Origin of the sequence: Bacillus sp. B-jedd, assembly GCF_000821085.1 — a bacterium.
Classification (GTDB): domain Bacteria; phylum Bacillota; class Bacilli; order Bacillales; family Cytobacillaceae; genus Bacillus_D.
Genome location: NZ_CCXR01000001.1, coordinates 3108483 through 3123201, shown reverse-complemented (window position 1 = coordinate 3123201; position 14719 = coordinate 3108483). Strand labels below are relative to the sequence as shown.

Annotated in this window: 13 protein-coding genes and 1 riboswitch; of the genes, 10 read left to right on the top strand and 3 right to left on the bottom strand. The window is 47.4% G+C overall.

Translation table 11 applies throughout. The features are described 5' to 3' along the window. Positions 1 to 50: 50 nt before the first annotated feature. From BN1002_RS15650 to fdhD, 4 genes are all read left to right on the top strand, one after another. The gene (locus BN1002_RS15650; RefSeq protein WP_231575038.1) at positions 51 to 1163 is read left to right on the top strand and encodes an SH3 domain-containing protein; all 1113 of its coding nucleotides are present in this window, start codon (positions 51 to 53) and stop codon (positions 1161 to 1163) included. A 175-nt stretch (positions 1164 to 1338) separates the two neighbouring features. Next, positions 1339 to 4296, top strand: a complete 2958-nt coding sequence (gene fdhF, locus BN1002_RS15645) for a formate dehydrogenase subunit alpha (RefSeq protein WP_048826312.1) — start codon at positions 1339 to 1341, stop codon at positions 4294 to 4296. Further along, positions 4289 to 4831, top strand: coding sequence for a helical membrane plugin domain-containing protein (locus tag BN1002_RS15640; protein WP_048826310.1), 543 nt, complete (start codon positions 4289 to 4291; stop codon positions 4829 to 4831). Before fdhF ends, BN1002_RS15640 begins: the two co-directional genes overlap by 8 nt. Before the next feature lie 39 nt (positions 4832 to 4870). Beyond that, positions 4871 to 5662 carry a formate dehydrogenase accessory sulfurtransferase FdhD gene (fdhD, locus tag BN1002_RS15635; RefSeq protein WP_048826309.1) on the top strand — a complete coding sequence of 264 codons (792 nt, stop codon included), beginning with the start codon at positions 4871 to 4873 and terminating at the stop codon, positions 5660 to 5662. Positions 5663 to 5727: 65 nt separating this feature from the next. On the opposite strand, the gene BN1002_RS15630 is transcribed toward fdhD, so the two are convergent. The 3 genes from BN1002_RS15630 to BN1002_RS15620 all read right to left on the bottom strand — a co-directional run bounded on the left by BN1002_RS15630 (position 5728) and on the right by BN1002_RS15620 (position 6927). Then, complete coding sequence (locus BN1002_RS15630) at positions 5728 to 5967, bottom strand: hypothetical protein (protein ID WP_048826307.1); 240 nt, start codon at positions 5965 to 5967, stop codon at positions 5728 to 5730. A gap of 157 nt (positions 5968 to 6124) precedes the next feature. Beyond that, entirely contained in the window at positions 6125 to 6598 is a 474-nt protein-coding gene (locus BN1002_RS15625) for a CotD family spore coat protein (RefSeq protein ID WP_048826305.1), read from the bottom strand. A 98-nt stretch (positions 6599 to 6696) separates the two neighbouring features. Beyond that, on the bottom strand, positions 6697 to 6927 hold the full coding sequence (locus tag BN1002_RS15620; RefSeq protein WP_048826304.1) for an excisionase family DNA-binding protein: 231 nt from the start codon (positions 6925 to 6927) through the stop codon (positions 6697 to 6699). A 144-nt stretch (positions 6928 to 7071) separates the two neighbouring features. Between BN1002_RS15620 and BN1002_RS15615 the strand changes: the two genes are divergently transcribed. The 6 genes from BN1002_RS15615 to BN1002_RS15590 all read left to right on the top strand — a co-directional run bounded on the left by BN1002_RS15615 (position 7072) and on the right by BN1002_RS15590 (position 14275). Beyond that, complete coding sequence (locus BN1002_RS15615; protein ID WP_048826302.1) at positions 7072 to 8280, top strand: MFS transporter; 1209 nt, start codon at positions 7072 to 7074, stop codon at positions 8278 to 8280. 105 nt (positions 8281 to 8385) lie between these two features. Next, positions 8386 to 8575: riboswitch (cobalamin riboswitch) on the top strand. Positions 8576 to 8666: 91 nt separating this feature from the next. After that, positions 8667 to 10223: a DUF4430 domain-containing protein gene (locus tag BN1002_RS15610; protein ID WP_048826300.1), complete on the top strand. Its 1557-nt coding sequence runs from the start codon at positions 8667 to 8669 to the stop codon at positions 10221 to 10223. Between the two features lie 27 nt (positions 10224 to 10250). Then, positions 10251 to 11120, top strand: coding sequence for a DUF4430 domain-containing protein (locus tag BN1002_RS15605; RefSeq protein ID WP_048826298.1), 870 nt, complete (start codon positions 10251 to 10253; stop codon positions 11118 to 11120). Further along, a complete protein-coding gene (locus tag BN1002_RS15600; protein ID WP_231575037.1) occupies positions 11110 to 11994 on the top strand; it encodes an energy-coupling factor transporter transmembrane component T in 885 nt (294 codons plus the stop codon). Before BN1002_RS15605 ends, BN1002_RS15600 begins: the two co-directional genes overlap by 11 nt. Then, positions 11976 to 13559: an ABC transporter ATP-binding protein gene (locus tag BN1002_RS15595; protein WP_048826296.1), complete on the top strand. Its 1584-nt coding sequence runs from the start codon at positions 11976 to 11978 to the stop codon at positions 13557 to 13559. Before BN1002_RS15600 ends, BN1002_RS15595 begins: the two co-directional genes overlap by 19 nt. 20 nt (positions 13560 to 13579) lie before the next feature. After that, positions 13580 to 14275, top strand: a complete 696-nt coding sequence (locus BN1002_RS15590) for an ECF transporter S component (RefSeq protein WP_048826294.1) — start codon at positions 13580 to 13582, stop codon at positions 14273 to 14275. Positions 14276 to 14719: the final 444 nt, after the last annotated feature.

Here is a 14719-nt window from a genome sequence, read left to right as displayed (position 1 = left end):
CGAACAGGCAAGCACTTGAATACAAAACAATAGATCGGGAGGAGATAATTTTGGTAAAAAAGAAGAAAGGGTTGATTTTGCGCACTCTTTCGAAAGGGATTGTGGCTTCGGTGATTCTCACAGGTTCCATGCTGACAACGGGAAGCTTTATTCCATTAGGGAAACCCGAAGTTGCTGAAGCGGCTGGGCCAGTCTATACTGTGACGGCCTCGAACCTGAATGTTCGTACCGGGCCGGGGACTAATTTTGCAAGAATCGGAGGTTTGCCAAGGGGAAGTTCGGTTCAGGTAATTCAGATCCAGAGCAATGGCTGGTACAAAATTTCCTATAAAGGGAAAACAGCCTATGTTTCGGGGCAATATGTTACGTCATCATCCACGGCATCCACTACATACAGAGTAACAGCCTCAGCGCTGAATGTGCGTACCGGACCAGGTACAAAGCATAAAAAAATCGGCCAGTTGAAAAACGGTGCAATAGTTAAGGTCATAAAAAAGGAAAGCAATGGATGGTACAGAATCAATTACAATGGCAAAACCGGTTTTGTTAGCGGCCAATATATAACAACATCAACTGCGGCGAAACTATTGAATGTGCCGCTTATCGCCCAACGGCCTGAGCTGCCGAGCGGCTGTGAAGTCACTTCACTGGCAATGGCACTGAATTATTATGGGGTAAAGGTCAGCAAGGGCACGCTGGCAAGGAAAATGCCTTATGATTCTACGAAACTGGTGAGAAATGCGAATGGTTCTATCCGCATTTGGGGCGACCCGAATGTCGGCTTTGTAGGAACTCCCTTTGATAATGGATATACAATTAATCCAGGTCCGTTGAAGAGACTCCTTGACCAGTATCGTCCTGGAGGAGTGAATTTGACTGGAAAGAATTTTTCAGAGGTTGAGGCGTATGTGAAAAAAGGCGCACCGGTCCTCGTCTGGTTTACGATCAATTATGAGATGCCAGGAGCAAGGAGTTGGAAGACTTCATCCGGCAAAACGATTTCCGCTCCAAAACCTCTTCATTGCATTGTTGTAACGGGAGTGGATGATAAATATGTTTACTTTAACGATAGTGAAGCGGTCGGGAAAAATATTAAGGTGTCAAAGTCAAAATTTATCAGTATTTACAATGCGATGGGCAAACGTGCGCTTGTCGTAAAATAACTATTTTGCAGCGGCTCCCTAGTGTAGGGAGCTGCTTTTGTTAAGCACGGAAAAATGAAGCTCAAGCTAAAAAGAAAAACCTAACCTCGTAGTGTTTTAGTTTCGAACTATTAAGGGTAGGGGAAGGAAGAGGCTTTTTCAGAAAAGTTATTTCAAGTGGGAAAGGGTGGGTGTATTGCCTGAGAAGATTCAATTGAAAATCAACGGGGTTACTGCCGAAGCCGAGGGCAGCCAAACCGTCCTGCAGTATTTGGCGGATAGTTCAATCGAAGTCCCCCATGTCTGCTATCATCCGAGCCTTGGTCCGATTGAGACATGTGACACGTGTATTGTCGAGGTAAACGGCGAATTAGTCCGTTCCTGTTCGACCCCGCTGCAAAATGGTGATGTCATCAATACTGTTACGCCAGATGTGAAAAAAGCGCAGACGATGGCAATGGACAAAATTCTTTATAACCATGAACTGTATTGTACAGTCTGCGATTATAACAACGGAACTTGCGAAATCCATAACACCGTTAAGCAGATGAAAATCAATCATCAAAGCATTCCGTTTGATCAGAAACCATATGAAATTGATGATTCTAACCCGTTTTATCGGTATGATCCCGACCAGTGTATCTTATGCGGGCGCTGTGTGGAAGCTTGCCAGGATGTCCAGGTCACAGAGACGCTAAGGATTGATTGGGACCGTGATCGCCCCCGTGTCATTTGGGATAATGATGTGCCAATTAACGAATCCTCCTGCGTGTCGTGCGGCCACTGCTCAACTGTCTGCCCATGCAATGCAATGATGGAAAAAGGCATGGAAGGGGAAGCCGGATTCCTGACTGGTATAGCAAAACAGACACTCAGACCGATGATTGAGATGACAAAGGGAATTGAAACCGGCTATGGTTCTATTCTTGCGATTTCCGATATGGAATCGGCCATGCGCAAAGAGCGGATCAAGAAAACGAAAACAGTCTGTACGTTCTGCGGGGTAGGCTGCAGCTTTGATGTGTGGACGAAGGATAGGGAGATTCTTAAAATCGAGCCCCAGGTTGAAGCGCCGGCGAATGGTATTTCCACCTGTGTTAAAGGAAAGTTCGGCTGGGACTTTGTCAATAGCGAAGAGAGATTGACAAAGCCTCTGATCAGGGAAGGTGATTCCTTCCGTGAAGCAAGCTGGGATGAAGCTCTCACGCTTGTCGCCAAAAAATTCGCTGAAATCAGGAACAACCATGGTCCTGAAACATTGGGTTTCATCACATCCTCGAAGTGTACTAATGAGGAATCCTATTTAATGCAGAAACTGGCGCGTCAGGTGATCGGCACGAATAACGTAGACAATTGCTCCCGGTATTGTCAGACGCCGGCGACGGTTGGCCTCTTCAGGACAGTCGGCTATGGCGGCGATGCCGGGTCGATAACCGATATCGGCTCATCCGACCTCGTTTTGATTATTGGCTCCAATACGTCGGAGGCGCATCCGGTCTTGTCCACGAGAATAAAGCGTGCCCACAAGCTGAGGGGGCAAAAACTGATTGTCGCGGATTTAAGGAAGGATGAAATGGCTGAGAGGTCCGACCTGTTTATCAGGCCTAATGCAGGATCTGACTTGGTATGGCTGTCCGCAGTCACGAAATACATTATTGATATGGGCTGGGCTGATGAAGAGTTCCTGAACAGCCGTGTTATCAATGTGAAAGAATACATCGCAAGCCTGAAGCCATTCACGCTTGGTTATGCCGAAGAAGCAACAGGCATTTCGAAAGAAAACTTGATTCAAGTTGCTGAAATGATCAGCTCGGCGAAAAGTGTTTGCGCCCTTTGGGCTATGGGGGTTACCCAGCATATCGGCGGCAGTGATACAAGTACGGCTATCTCAAATCTGTTGCTTGTTACAGGCAATTACGGACGCCCTGGTACTGGAGCGTATCCGCTCCGCGGCCACAACAATGTCCAGGGAGCGGGCGATATGGGAAGCGCCCCGAATTACCTGCCTGGCTATCAGCATATTGAAGATGAGGAGTCCCGTGCGAAGTTTGAGCGCGCGTGGGGCGTGAAACTGCCTCCGGAACCAGGAGTCAACAACCATGACATGATTGAGGCGATCCATCATGGCGGACTTCGTTCCCTGTACATCAAAGGGGAAGAAATGGGCCTTGTCGATTCGAATATCAATCATGTACATGCTGCTTTTGAAGAACTTAAATTCTTTGTCGTCCAAGATATTTTCTTTTCAAGGACGGCACAGTTTGCCGATGTTGTATTGCCGGCCGCCCCGAGTTTTGAAAAGGAAGGGACGTTCACCAATACGGAACGCCGCATTCAGCGCCTATATCAAGTATTCGAGCCGCTTGGCGAGTCAAAGCCTGATTGGGAAATCATTCAGGAAATCGCCAACCGCCTCGGAGCAGGCTGGAATTACAGCCATCCATCAGAAATCATGGAAGAAGTGGCGATGCTGACGCCAATCTATTCAGGCGTAACGTATGAAAGGCTTGAAGGCTATAAGAGCTTGCAGTGGCCGGTCGCGCCGGATGGTACGGACTCTCCGCTATTATATGAAGACCGTTTCCCTTTCCCGGACGGCAAGGCTAGATTATATCCAGTCAACTGGTCCGTACCAACGGAGTTTGGAGAGGAATACGACATTCAGGTCAACAACGGCCGTTTGCTTGAGCATTTCCATGAAGGGAACCTGACGTATAAATCGAAAGGAATTTCCTCGAAGACGCCGAGTGTGTTCCTTGAGGTTTCGCCCGAACTTGCAAAAGAACGCGGAATCAAGGACGGAACCCTCGTTCGGCTCAGTTCGCCATACGGCAATGTGAAAGTCCGCTGTGTCGTGACCGACCGTGTCCAAGGGAAGGAAGTTTATTTGCCAATGAATGACTCAGGTGAAGCGGCGATCAACTTACTGACAAGCAGTTACGCTGATAAAGACACAGACACGCCTGCCTACAAGGAAACAAAGGCGAAACTTGAAATCCTTCAATATGATGGTGTCAACCCGCTGCCGTCCATTAACCATCGATACGGCAACCCACAGCCGCAAATCGGCGTCCAGGTACAGAAGAAATGGGCACGCAAGGATTATAATTTCCCGGGTGACGCTGTAAGAAAGGGGCAAAAGCAGCATGGCTAAGGCAATTAAGCAAATTAAAAGGATTGAATTGACTGAAGAGCAAAAACGGCGCCAAGACCTTGATGAGGTCGAGGAGGCGTTGCTTAAAAACAAAGATGCCATTTTAGAAACTCTTGATGTGCTCGGCCATATGAAGGAGCGGGGGGTTCTCAGCCTCGCCTCGGCCCTCTTCGGGCAGGGCGACCATGTGTTGAATGTGCTCGTCAAAGCCGCGGATAAGCCAGAAGCAACGAATACGATAAAAAACATGCTCTTGATGGTCGGGGTGCTGGGCACATTGAATGTCCGGCAGCTTGAACCGCTCCTCCTCAAATTGAATTCCGGGATTGCTAGGGTGGCGGAATACCGTGATAATCAGGAGGAAATCGGCTACTTTGACATTTTCCGTTCCTTGAAAGATCCAGAAGTCAACAATGCAATCGGCCTTCTTTTTGAATTTCTGAAAGGAATGGGCGAGGATACGCAACATCTTGAGAGGAATACCCAATTGCCCGAGGACCAGGCGCTTCACAAAGTCCCGCACCATAGTGGCTGAGCCCCCTGACTAATCATTCAGAGAGAGGAGTCGGCGATCATGGAACCAGTAGAAGTAAAAAGAGAAATCATCCGTTTCGCTGAAGACGGGCCGGTGATTCTTGAAGATACAATTGTCACAGAATATACGGCTACCATTAAAGTTGATGGCGAAGAATTCGTCACCATGGTCTGCAGTCCGAGCTATATTGAGGAAATGGCCGTCGGCTACCTAGCGTCTGAGGGAATCATCCGTAAATTTGAGGATATAGAGGATATCTGGATTCAGGAAAATGAGGGATTCATCCATGTCAAAACCCGAAAACACAACCCATTTTCCCGCACCCTACAAGGAAAGCGGTATCTTACCTCGTGCTGTGGGGCCAGCAGGCAAGGCTTTGTTTTTGCCAATGACGCCCTGACGGCGAAGAATGTACATGACACCCATGTCACCATCTCAGTAAGCGACTGCTTCCGGCTGATGAAGGAAATGCAGGATTCCGCCGAAGTATTCCATAATACCGGTGGCGTCCACAATGCAGCTCTTTGCTGTGTGGACGGGACGGTCCTGAGCAGAATGGACATCGGCCGGCATAATGCCCTCGATAAAATCTATGGTCACTGCCTGATGAACGATATTCCCATCAATGACAAAGTCATCGTCTTCAGCGGTAGGATATCCTCTGAAATCCTCCTGAAAGTAGCCAAAATCGGCTGTCCGGTCGTTTTGTCAAAATCGGCCCCGACGGAACTAGCGCTCAAGCTGGCAGAGGAACTCGGTATTACGGCGATAGGCTTCATCCGAAATGGAACGATGAATGTATATACACATCCAGAAAGGATTATATCTTAAGAAGGCCAGCCATAAGAATAGCCGCATACGAAAAACTAAAATCCCATCCGCTAGTTGGATGGGATTTACTCGATTTCACGATATTGTACGATGTGAAAGGGGGTTCCGTCCTCCATTAGGCTGTCAATGGAAGTCGTTTTTCCCATTGGGACAATCAGGAAGACATCGCCATTCTTCGCTCTTTTACTGCGGCGAATTAGTTTATAAAACAAATCGGCGGCCACTTCCTGGCAGGAAGCATTGATAGTTCCAAATAATATAAGGGAGCCGCTGTATGATGAAGCTTTGTAGATTGAGAATTTCATAGCCCAGTCTCCTTATGTCGTCCATATTCCCCCTCTACAGGAAAAATAAACCGAAGACAGGCTAAGGCACCATGGTGAGCCCCACGTGCAAAATAAAAACACTTAATAATGATTCCGAAATAAAAAGGGCAGGTAGTCCTGCCCTATTGGCTCCTGCCTATTTGCAGCAGCCTTTCTTGTAGCCGCCCATCGGCATACCGGAATATGCGCCGGCAACACCTGTGCCTGGCATCATTGCTGGCTCGTATGCGCCTGCCACAGCAGGTGCAGGTCCCATCATTCCAGGTCCCATCATTCCAGGTCCCATCATGCCGGGCCCCATCATTCCAGGTCCCATCATTCCGGGTCCCATCATTCCAGGAGCCATTCCTGGCCCTGGGGCAAAAGCACCAGCAACTGTTGGTGCGGGAGGTGGTCCAGGTACCGGGCCCAGATCCGTAACGGATGCTTCATTCACGAAAGACTGTGTGTTTGTAAAATGATGAGTATGTTCAATATTAGTATGGTGAACATTGGTAGTATGCGAAGGATGGAGATGCGGCTGGATGACATTTTCAAATGAATGGTTCACACAGCATTGTGTCGGATGGACAATAGTAGGCAATACCTGTGTTGGTCGCGGACAATACATATAAATTCCCCTCTCTCAGTAATATTGTTACATTAATAAGGTATGAGGGGAGCTGAGCTCTTGTACTGAGGCAAGTACCTATTTTTTGAGGCGGTCTATCAATCTTCGTCTTTAATATCAGGATCTTCTGGAATTGGTTCGTTCCTCCATTCTTCAATCATCCTTTTCACCTGTTCAACATGGTCAAAATGGTTGTTGAATTGTTCCCTGTTGATAAGATATTGTTCTCCGTCAAAAACGGCCCGGATTCTCTTCTGGCCAATCAAGACTTTAATATGAGATTCCGGCAAGGAAAGATATTCAGCCGTTTCTTTAATTGTGAGATACATCGTTTTCTTCCTCCATATGTGTAAATGAAATTTTAATCCTTTTTATTGAAATATTACATTCAGTTGGTAAGGTTAAATAAGGTAAGATAAGTACGTCAAAAAAATGTCATAAACTAATTATACATAAAGAAAGGGGCTCCTGACATGGAAATTGGACAAGCCCAAAAAGGTACTGGCATGGAAGCAGGACAGACCAGGAGAATCTGGACGCGCGATTTTATTCTAATCTGCTTTGCCAACTTCTTCATCTTTCTTGGATTTCAAATGACACTGCCGACCATTCCGCTTTTTGTTGAACATCTTGGCGGGAATGATCAGATGATAGGATATGTCGTCGGGGCATTCACGTTTTCGGCGCTGCTTATCCGTCCATATGCGGGACAGGCGCTGGAGTCCCGTGGCAGAAAGTTTGTGTTTTTAATCGGGCTCGCCATTTTCGTTCTGTCCGTAGGTTCGTTTGGTTTTGCTGGCGGAATGGCCTTCTTATTTTTGATGAGATTTGTCCAGGGCCTTGGCTGGGGTTTTTCGACAACAGCATCGGGAACGATTGCAACAGACCTGATACCCGCCGAAAGAAGGGGCGAGGGAATGGGCTATTACGGGCTGTCGGGCAATATCGCTCTCGCTGCCGGCCCGTCACTTGGATTAATTTTGGCAGGCCTGCTGACATTCCAAAACCTTTTCTTGCTTTGCGCCGCGCTTGGATTGGGCTCCCTATTACTGGCGTCCATGATTCGTTACAAAAAGGTGGAGAAATCTCAAAAGACAGTGGCGGTGAAGTGGGACTTTTACGAAAAAACCGCAGTGCAGCCGTCGATCCTTCTCTTTTTTATGACCGTAACATTCGGGGGGATCGCATCATTCCTGCCGTTATATACCGCTCAAAAAGGAATTGTCGGGATTCAGTGGTATTTCCTGATTTACGCTCTGGCACTTATGCTGACAAGAGCATTTGCCGGGCAGCTTTATGACAGAAAAGGCCATAGGGCTGTCTTCATTCCAGGTGCGTTGTTTGTGTTGGCAGCTATGATCCTGCTGGCCTGGCTCCCGAATACAGCCGTTTTATACATTGCGGCAGCTTTATATGGGTTCGGTTTTGGGACAGTTCAGCCAGGACTCCAGGCTTGGGCGCTTGAAAAATCACCCCGAAATAGAAGAGGGATGGCGAACGCGACGTTTTTCTCGTTCTTTGATTTAGGCGTTGGAGCGGGCGCGCTCCTCTTCGGGCAAATCGGCCATATATTTGGCTATGGGAGCATTTATAAGGCGTCGGCAATCTCCATATTTATTTCAATCCTGTATTATCTCGTTCTTTTGCGAAAGGAAGCATTACAGAAACGCCTGCCCGAATAACGTGACTTCCTGCAAAATAGGCAAACCCAATCAAATTCAGGATTGCACGACTTTTTTCGCCCTATACAAAAATCAACGATATATATATAATGAGATAGACATAAAAAATACTCTATTTAAACAGGTGCTGATAGTTTCATATTGTCAGCTTAAAAGGGAAGTTTGGTGAAAATCCAACGCGGTCCCGCCACTGTAAATGCGAGCAACCTATTATAAGCCACTGCCCACTTCGGGCGGGAAGGCGTAGGGAGCGATGACCATTAGCCAGGAGACCTGCCTGTTTTACACGCACCATTTTGCCTACGCGGATAGGAGGGTGTTAAGACAGGCCTTTCTTTCTTGCCTTCTTAACGACAAACCTCCTCCTTAAACAGGAGGATTTTTTTATGCTTAAAAACTTATTAGGGAGAGAAGTAGAAATGGCTAGCAACCGGAACATAAAATTTTTGATGGCATTCATGCTTGTATTCGCTCTTTTTGCCGGCGGGTTCGGGCAAAAAGCGGAGGCAGCTGTTGACAATGCAGCCTCAGTCATGGCTGTTTATGCCGATGGGACTGTACTTGTAAATGAGGCAGTATCGCTTGGAGAAGAAACAAAAACGGCAATGGAAGCACTTATAAAAGCTACGGAAGGGCAAGTGGACTTATCAGATACGGAATGGGGAAAGTCGCTCGATGCAATTAAAGGTTCAGAAATCCTAAACGAACACTTTTGGGCATTTTATGTAAACGGGAAATTCTCATCTAAAGGATCAGAAACTTTTGAACTCCACCCAGGAGATAAAGTTACATTCCATTATGTCGATTGGAATGTAACCACTCCGGATGAGTATGAACCCCCTGTCGAACATGCCAAACCAGTCGTTCAGAAACCCTTAACAAAGGACCAGGTGAAGGAAGCGCTCGATAAAGCAATCACTTATTCTAAAAAAGATGGGGTCAGTGACTGGGAAACTGTAGTCATGAAACAAGCAGGAACAGATATCCCTGCAGATAAGCTGGAAAACCTTAAAAAGATTGTAAAAGATAATAACGGTAGTTTCAAAAAGATAACAGATACTGAACGATATTCAATAGCAATTTTGGCAGCAGGCGGCAATCCCACCAATGTTGAAGGCTATAATCTCATAGAATCAATCTATAACGGAAATGTAACGAGTCAGGGACTTAATGCAGTGGCATATGCGTTGCTTGCTCTTGATGCAGGCGGATTCGAAGTGCCCGCTGATGCTTTGTGGACCCGTGAGAAATTGTTAGGGTACCTTAAGGAAAATCAGAAATCTGATGGCGGATGGAACTGGAATGTAAAAAAGGAAATCAGCGACATGGATACAACCGGAATGGTCCTTACTTCACTTGCTCCTTATATAAATGATAAAACTATTTCTAGCGTAATTGAAAAAGCTTTAAACTATTTAAAGGGTGAGTTCAATGCTGGCAAAATTAATAACAGCTCGACCGCTGCCCAAGTCGTCATAACCCTCTCTGCACTAGGAATAGATGCGAGAAGCAAAGAGTTTACGAATGAAAATGGAAGCTTAATAGAATATTTGCTAAGTTACCAAAATGCGGATGGAGGATTTTATTATCAAGGTGCAGCTTCAGACAGTGATCCATTTTCAACGGAACAAGGCTTGCTTGGCTTGGCAGCTTATCAACTTTTCTTGAATGGGAAAGGTTCACTTTATCAATTGGGCTCTTCTCCAGCACCCGAGACTCCAAAACCGGAGGAACCTGTAAAACAGCCTGCTCCAGTTGAACAGCCGTCACAGCCAGCTCCTGACAAACAGCCGGCAGCTCCAGCTGATAATGCTGAGGCTGAAAATAAAGGGCACCGCCTTCCGGATACTGCGACTGACAGCTATACGTTGATTGTTTTAGGCTTGATTGCTGCTGCCGGCGGAGGAACGATCTATGCAATCAGAAGGAAACAACAGGCTTAACAATTTAATTTGACAGGAGGATAAGCAATGAGGCGGAAAATCATATTTAGGCTGGTGCTTGTGTTTTCATTGCTGGCAGCGTTTGCGCTGACAGGCTGCGGAACAGCTCCTGAAACAAAACAAAATCCGGCAAAAGAGGCGAAGCCCGATATTGCCTTGAACGATAAGAATGGTGCGGATAAAAATACAGATGGCGGGGAGTCTGATGCTGGTAAGGGAGAAGAAGCGCCTGCCCTGGATACTCCGGTTACAAATGAAGCGTCTGAGGATGTAACTGCCAATAAAGAAAAAGCTTCCACTTCAGGAGACAATTCTTCCGTAGCTCCGGATAAGGAAGCGGCTTCCAAAAATTCTTCCGCTAACCAAAGTGCACCTTCATCCGGAAGCGGAACTTTAAACAGCCCATCAAGCGGAGGCACGGGAAAAACAGGGGGAACCGCCGGCTCATCGGCGCCAACAACTTCAAGCGGTACAGGAACGGCGGACACGAAAAATACCAGCCAGCCTGCTCCTAAACCCGCCCCTAAGCCTGCTGCTAAGCCAGCGCCTGCCGCCACAGCAACCATTTCTATTAAAGGGCCTACAGCTGTTGGGTCAATCCTCAGTGCGACTGCCATTGAGGTGAAAGAAGGCGACACGGTTTTTGATCTTCTTCATAGAGGGACAAGTCAAAAAGGTATTTATGTGGCAAAGACAGGCTCAGCTTCAACATTATATGTGGAGGGAATGGAGTCGGAAAAAGACTTTCAAGGCAACCCTTTTAGCTTATACGAATTCGATTACGGAGCGAACAGCGGCTGGACGTGCAAAAAGAACGGCGTGACCATTGACAGAAGCGCCGGGATTGTAAAAGTAGCCAAAGGCGACCGGATCGAGTGGATCTATATTGAAGACTGATATCCAAATGGACAAGCTGCATCCGTTGACCGCTTTCTGTTACTACGCAGGAGCGGTTACGATGCTAATCCTTTTTCAGCATCCGGCCTTTCTTTTGGCAGGGTTTGCATTTGTCCTGTTCGTGAATTTTTCTCAAGATCGATTCAGGGGGCTGCGGCGATGGTTTTTTTTCATGGTGTCGAGCGGTCTATTGATTCTTATCGTAAATCCCCTTTTTAATGAAAGGGGAAGGAACGTCCTTTTTGAAATTGGGGAGCATCGGGTCACATTGGAGGCTGTGACGCTAGGCGGGATGTCGGCGTTGTCGATTACCGGCATTATCGCCTTGTTTGTCTCCTACAATGAAATCATGACGCCAAACAAGCTGCTGTTCCTATTTGCAAAAATCATGCCGCAATTTGCCGTCCTGCTCATGCTGACGTTAAGATTCATTCCACTCATGCGCATCCGCCTCGGAGAAATCGCCGCTGTGCAGGCCAGCAAAGGAATTTCAGCTGGTTCTGGAAGGTTAAGAGAGCGCGCGAAAAACGGCATGTTATACATTCAGACCCTGCTTGTTTTTTCACTGGAAGAAGCCATCCAGACCGCCGACTCCATGAAAGCCCGGGGATATGGGAGCGGAAGACGTTCCGCTTACCATCATTTCAGGTTCGGAAAATTGGATTTGCTCTCGCTGGGCCTCTTGACGCCAGCTTTTCTATATGCCATTTATGGTCGGATAAATGGATGGGGCGAGCTTACTGTTTACCCGGTGATGGAGGAGTATTCACTGCAGGGACAAGAACTTGGCATTCTTCTATCCTTTTTAATTTTCTTGGCGTTTCCCTTACTGATAGAGCTGAAAGGAGCTTTCGGATGGCGTGCATCGAAATGAAAAACATAACCTTTACCTATCCCGATGCTCCGTCTCCGGCGCTTTCCTCTATCAATCTTACTATTGAAAAGGGGCAGTTTGTGGTGCTTTTCGGCTCTTCCGGATCTGGTAAAAGCACTCTTTTGCGCCTGCTGAAGGAAGAAATCAGGCCACATGGCACGCTTGAGGGCTCCATCACGATTTCGGAAACCGATTCTGCTGAAATCGGGTTCGTCTTTCAGGATCCCGACAACCAGATAGTCGCGGACGACCCGCTCCACGAGATGGTATTCGGCCTGGAGAACCGCGGGCTGCCTACCGCTGAAATGAGAAGCCGGGTAGCGGAAATAGTCAGCTTCTTCGGTGCGGAACCTATTTTGCACAAAAAAATGCATGAGCTATCCGGAGGGAAAAAACAGCAAATGAACCTTGCCTCGGTTCTGTTGATGCAGCCGGACATTCTTTTGCTTGACGAGCCCGCTTCCCAGCTCGATCCGGTCAGCACGAGGGAACTCCTCGATATGCTCAAGCGGCTGAATGAGGAATTCGGAATGACAATCATCCTTGCCGAGCACCGGCTGGAAGAAATTATTACCCTTGCCGATCGAGTTGCGATGATGGAAAAAGGACGGATTGTGTACGAAGGACCGCCTCGGGAAGTCATGAAGGAACTGTGGAAAACAAGGGAGAAAGCCTTTGTCCCTGATATCCCGGCTTATTTTTTGCAAAATGGATACAAAGGTATGCTCCCTCTTTCAGTCAAAGAAGGCCGGAGCCTTTCGGAATTTTTGCCAAAAACGGCGGATGCGGAAATCGGCGAAGCTTTTACCAACCTTGACCCACCTGTCCTGAAGGCAAAAAACGTCAGTTTCCGCTATGAAAAGGGGTATGGGGCCGTCCTCAATGAACTCAATTTTTCACTGGCGAAAGGGCAGCTTTACGCATTGTTGGGCGGGAATGGTTCCGGAAAATCAACTCTGCTGAAGCTATTGTGCGGGGTCCTAAAGCCTGAAACAGGCAAAGTCACCCTTGAGGGCAAGCCTATAAAGAAACTGAAAGCGGCTGAAACCGCCAGAAGGATCGGCTACCTGCCGCAAAATCCGAAGCTGTTTTTCCTGCATGATACAGTCAGGGGAGAAATCGAAGCGGCCTGCCAGTCATGGGATACGAATATCCGGGAAGCGGAAAGACTTGTAGAGGAGTTCGGAATCACGGAACAATTGGACCAGCACCCTTATGATCTGAGCGGCGGTGAATTGCAGAAGGCCGCCTTTGTATGCCTGCTTGTAAGGAAGCCTGATATTCTTCTCTTGGACGAGCCCACAAAAGGGCTCGACCCTGTGTCAAAGAAAAATCTCGCGGCAATATTGCGAGGGTTAAACAATAAGGGTGCGGCCATCCTCGTTTCCACCCATGATATTGAATTCGCGGCTGCCTATGCCGATCACTGTGGCATGCTCTTTCAAGGGAAAATCACCTCGGAGGGGAGCCCTGGCAGCTTTTTTAAAGGAAACTTTTTTTACACACCGATCATGCAGCGTCTATACAGAAATCTGGACCGGCAGGCAAACGCAGCCCGTCCATAGAGAGAAAGGAGGGAGACCGGATGGCGCGAATAAAGAAGTTGCTCGTATGGCTTGTTTTGCCGGCCGCCGTAGCCGGCCTCCTTCTTTTCACGGCACTTCATGAGGAACGCTTTATGTGGGTTAGTGGCGGCCTTGCCGCACTGGCCTTTCTATATCTGATTGTCCGGTTCGAGAAGCGGAAAGTGGAACCGAGGGAACTCGTCCTGCTGGCTGTTCTGGCTTCGATTGCCGCGGTCGGAAGAATTCCGTTCGCAAGCATTCCCGGCGTCCAGCCGACGACCTTTGTGATCATGATGGCAGGGCTGGTCTTCGGCGCGGAAAGCGGCTTTCTCGTCGGGGCGGTTGCCGCTCTTGCCTCAAATATGATTCTTGGCCAGGGGCCGTGGACACCGTGGCAGATGGCTGCTTGGGGGCTAGTCGGGCTAACTGCCGGTATATTCGGCAGAACCCGTATCATGAATACTTTGACTGGCAAAATTGTCTTTGGGTTCATATGGGGCTTCCTATTTGGGTGGATTATGAATCTATGGGGCTATCTCGCGTTCCTGCAGACTGGCGGGGAGCTCAGTCTCGCGACACTCACTGCTTATTTCGCCGCAAGCGCGCTGTTCGATTTCATGCACGCCGCCTCGAACGTCTTCTTCCTGCTTGTATTCAGCGGGATTTGGATCAAAAGCCTGGCAAGATTCAAACGGAAATATGGATTGCTGGAATAGCCGATTCCCCTAAGGAGTGGGTGTTGTTCTGTAGAGAAGGCGGACTAGTGATAATTTGCTATTAAAAAGCCGATTAGATAGCAAATTTTCACTAAGGAGCCTGTGTTTTTATAGTAATTTTTTGCTATTCCATCTAGTAGGGGCCAGACCCCTACTATGTGATTTAGCCTATTATCACTACAAAAATCTGTTCATCACTAGTTAATTTAAATTTAATACCACCCATAATCACTAGCCTTTTTGCAAAAAATAACGTTATCGCTATACAACACTTGTAATCATACTTGAGGCTTCTAATAATAATTTTACTTACCTAAGAAACTCAATTTCTCAGTACTTTTTTTGCCAAAAACCTCTGCAGTCCTTCTATACTTTAAAACCCTTCACAAAACCACATTGCATTTCCTATATCCATTCATAAAAATGATGAAAAATGTTCACAAT

Excerpts from the sequence above, each read along its gene's own strand:
- fdhD (WP_048826309.1), top strand. The coding sequence starts at position 4,871 with ATGGAACCAGTAGAAGTAAAAAGAGAAATCATCCGTTTCGCTGAAGAC.
- BN1002_RS15630 (WP_048826307.1), bottom strand. The coding sequence starts at position 5,967 with ATGAAATTCTCAATCTACAAAGCTTCATCATACAGCGGCTCCCTTATA.
- BN1002_RS15620 (WP_048826304.1), bottom strand. The coding sequence starts at position 6,927 with ATGTATCTCACAATTAAAGAAACGGCTGAATATCTTTCCTTGCCGGAA.
- BN1002_RS15615 (WP_048826302.1), top strand. The coding sequence starts at position 7,072 with ATGGAAATTGGACAAGCCCAAAAAGGTACTGGCATGGAAGCAGGACAG.
- BN1002_RS15625 (WP_048826305.1), bottom strand. The coding sequence starts at position 6,598 with ATGTATTGTCCGCGACCAACACAGGTATTGCCTACTATTGTCCATCCG.
- BN1002_RS15595 (WP_048826296.1), top strand. The coding sequence starts at position 11,976 with ATGGCGTGCATCGAAATGAAAAACATAACCTTTACCTATCCCGATGCT.
- BN1002_RS15610 (WP_048826300.1), top strand. The coding sequence starts at position 8,667 with ATGCTTAAAAACTTATTAGGGAGAGAAGTAGAAATGGCTAGCAACCGG.
- BN1002_RS15640 (WP_048826310.1), top strand. The coding sequence starts at position 4,289 with ATGGCTAAGGCAATTAAGCAAATTAAAAGGATTGAATTGACTGAAGAG.
- BN1002_RS15590 (WP_048826294.1), top strand. The coding sequence starts at position 13,580 with ATGGCGCGAATAAAGAAGTTGCTCGTATGGCTTGTTTTGCCGGCCGCC.
- BN1002_RS15605 (WP_048826298.1), top strand. The coding sequence starts at position 10,251 with ATGAGGCGGAAAATCATATTTAGGCTGGTGCTTGTGTTTTCATTGCTG.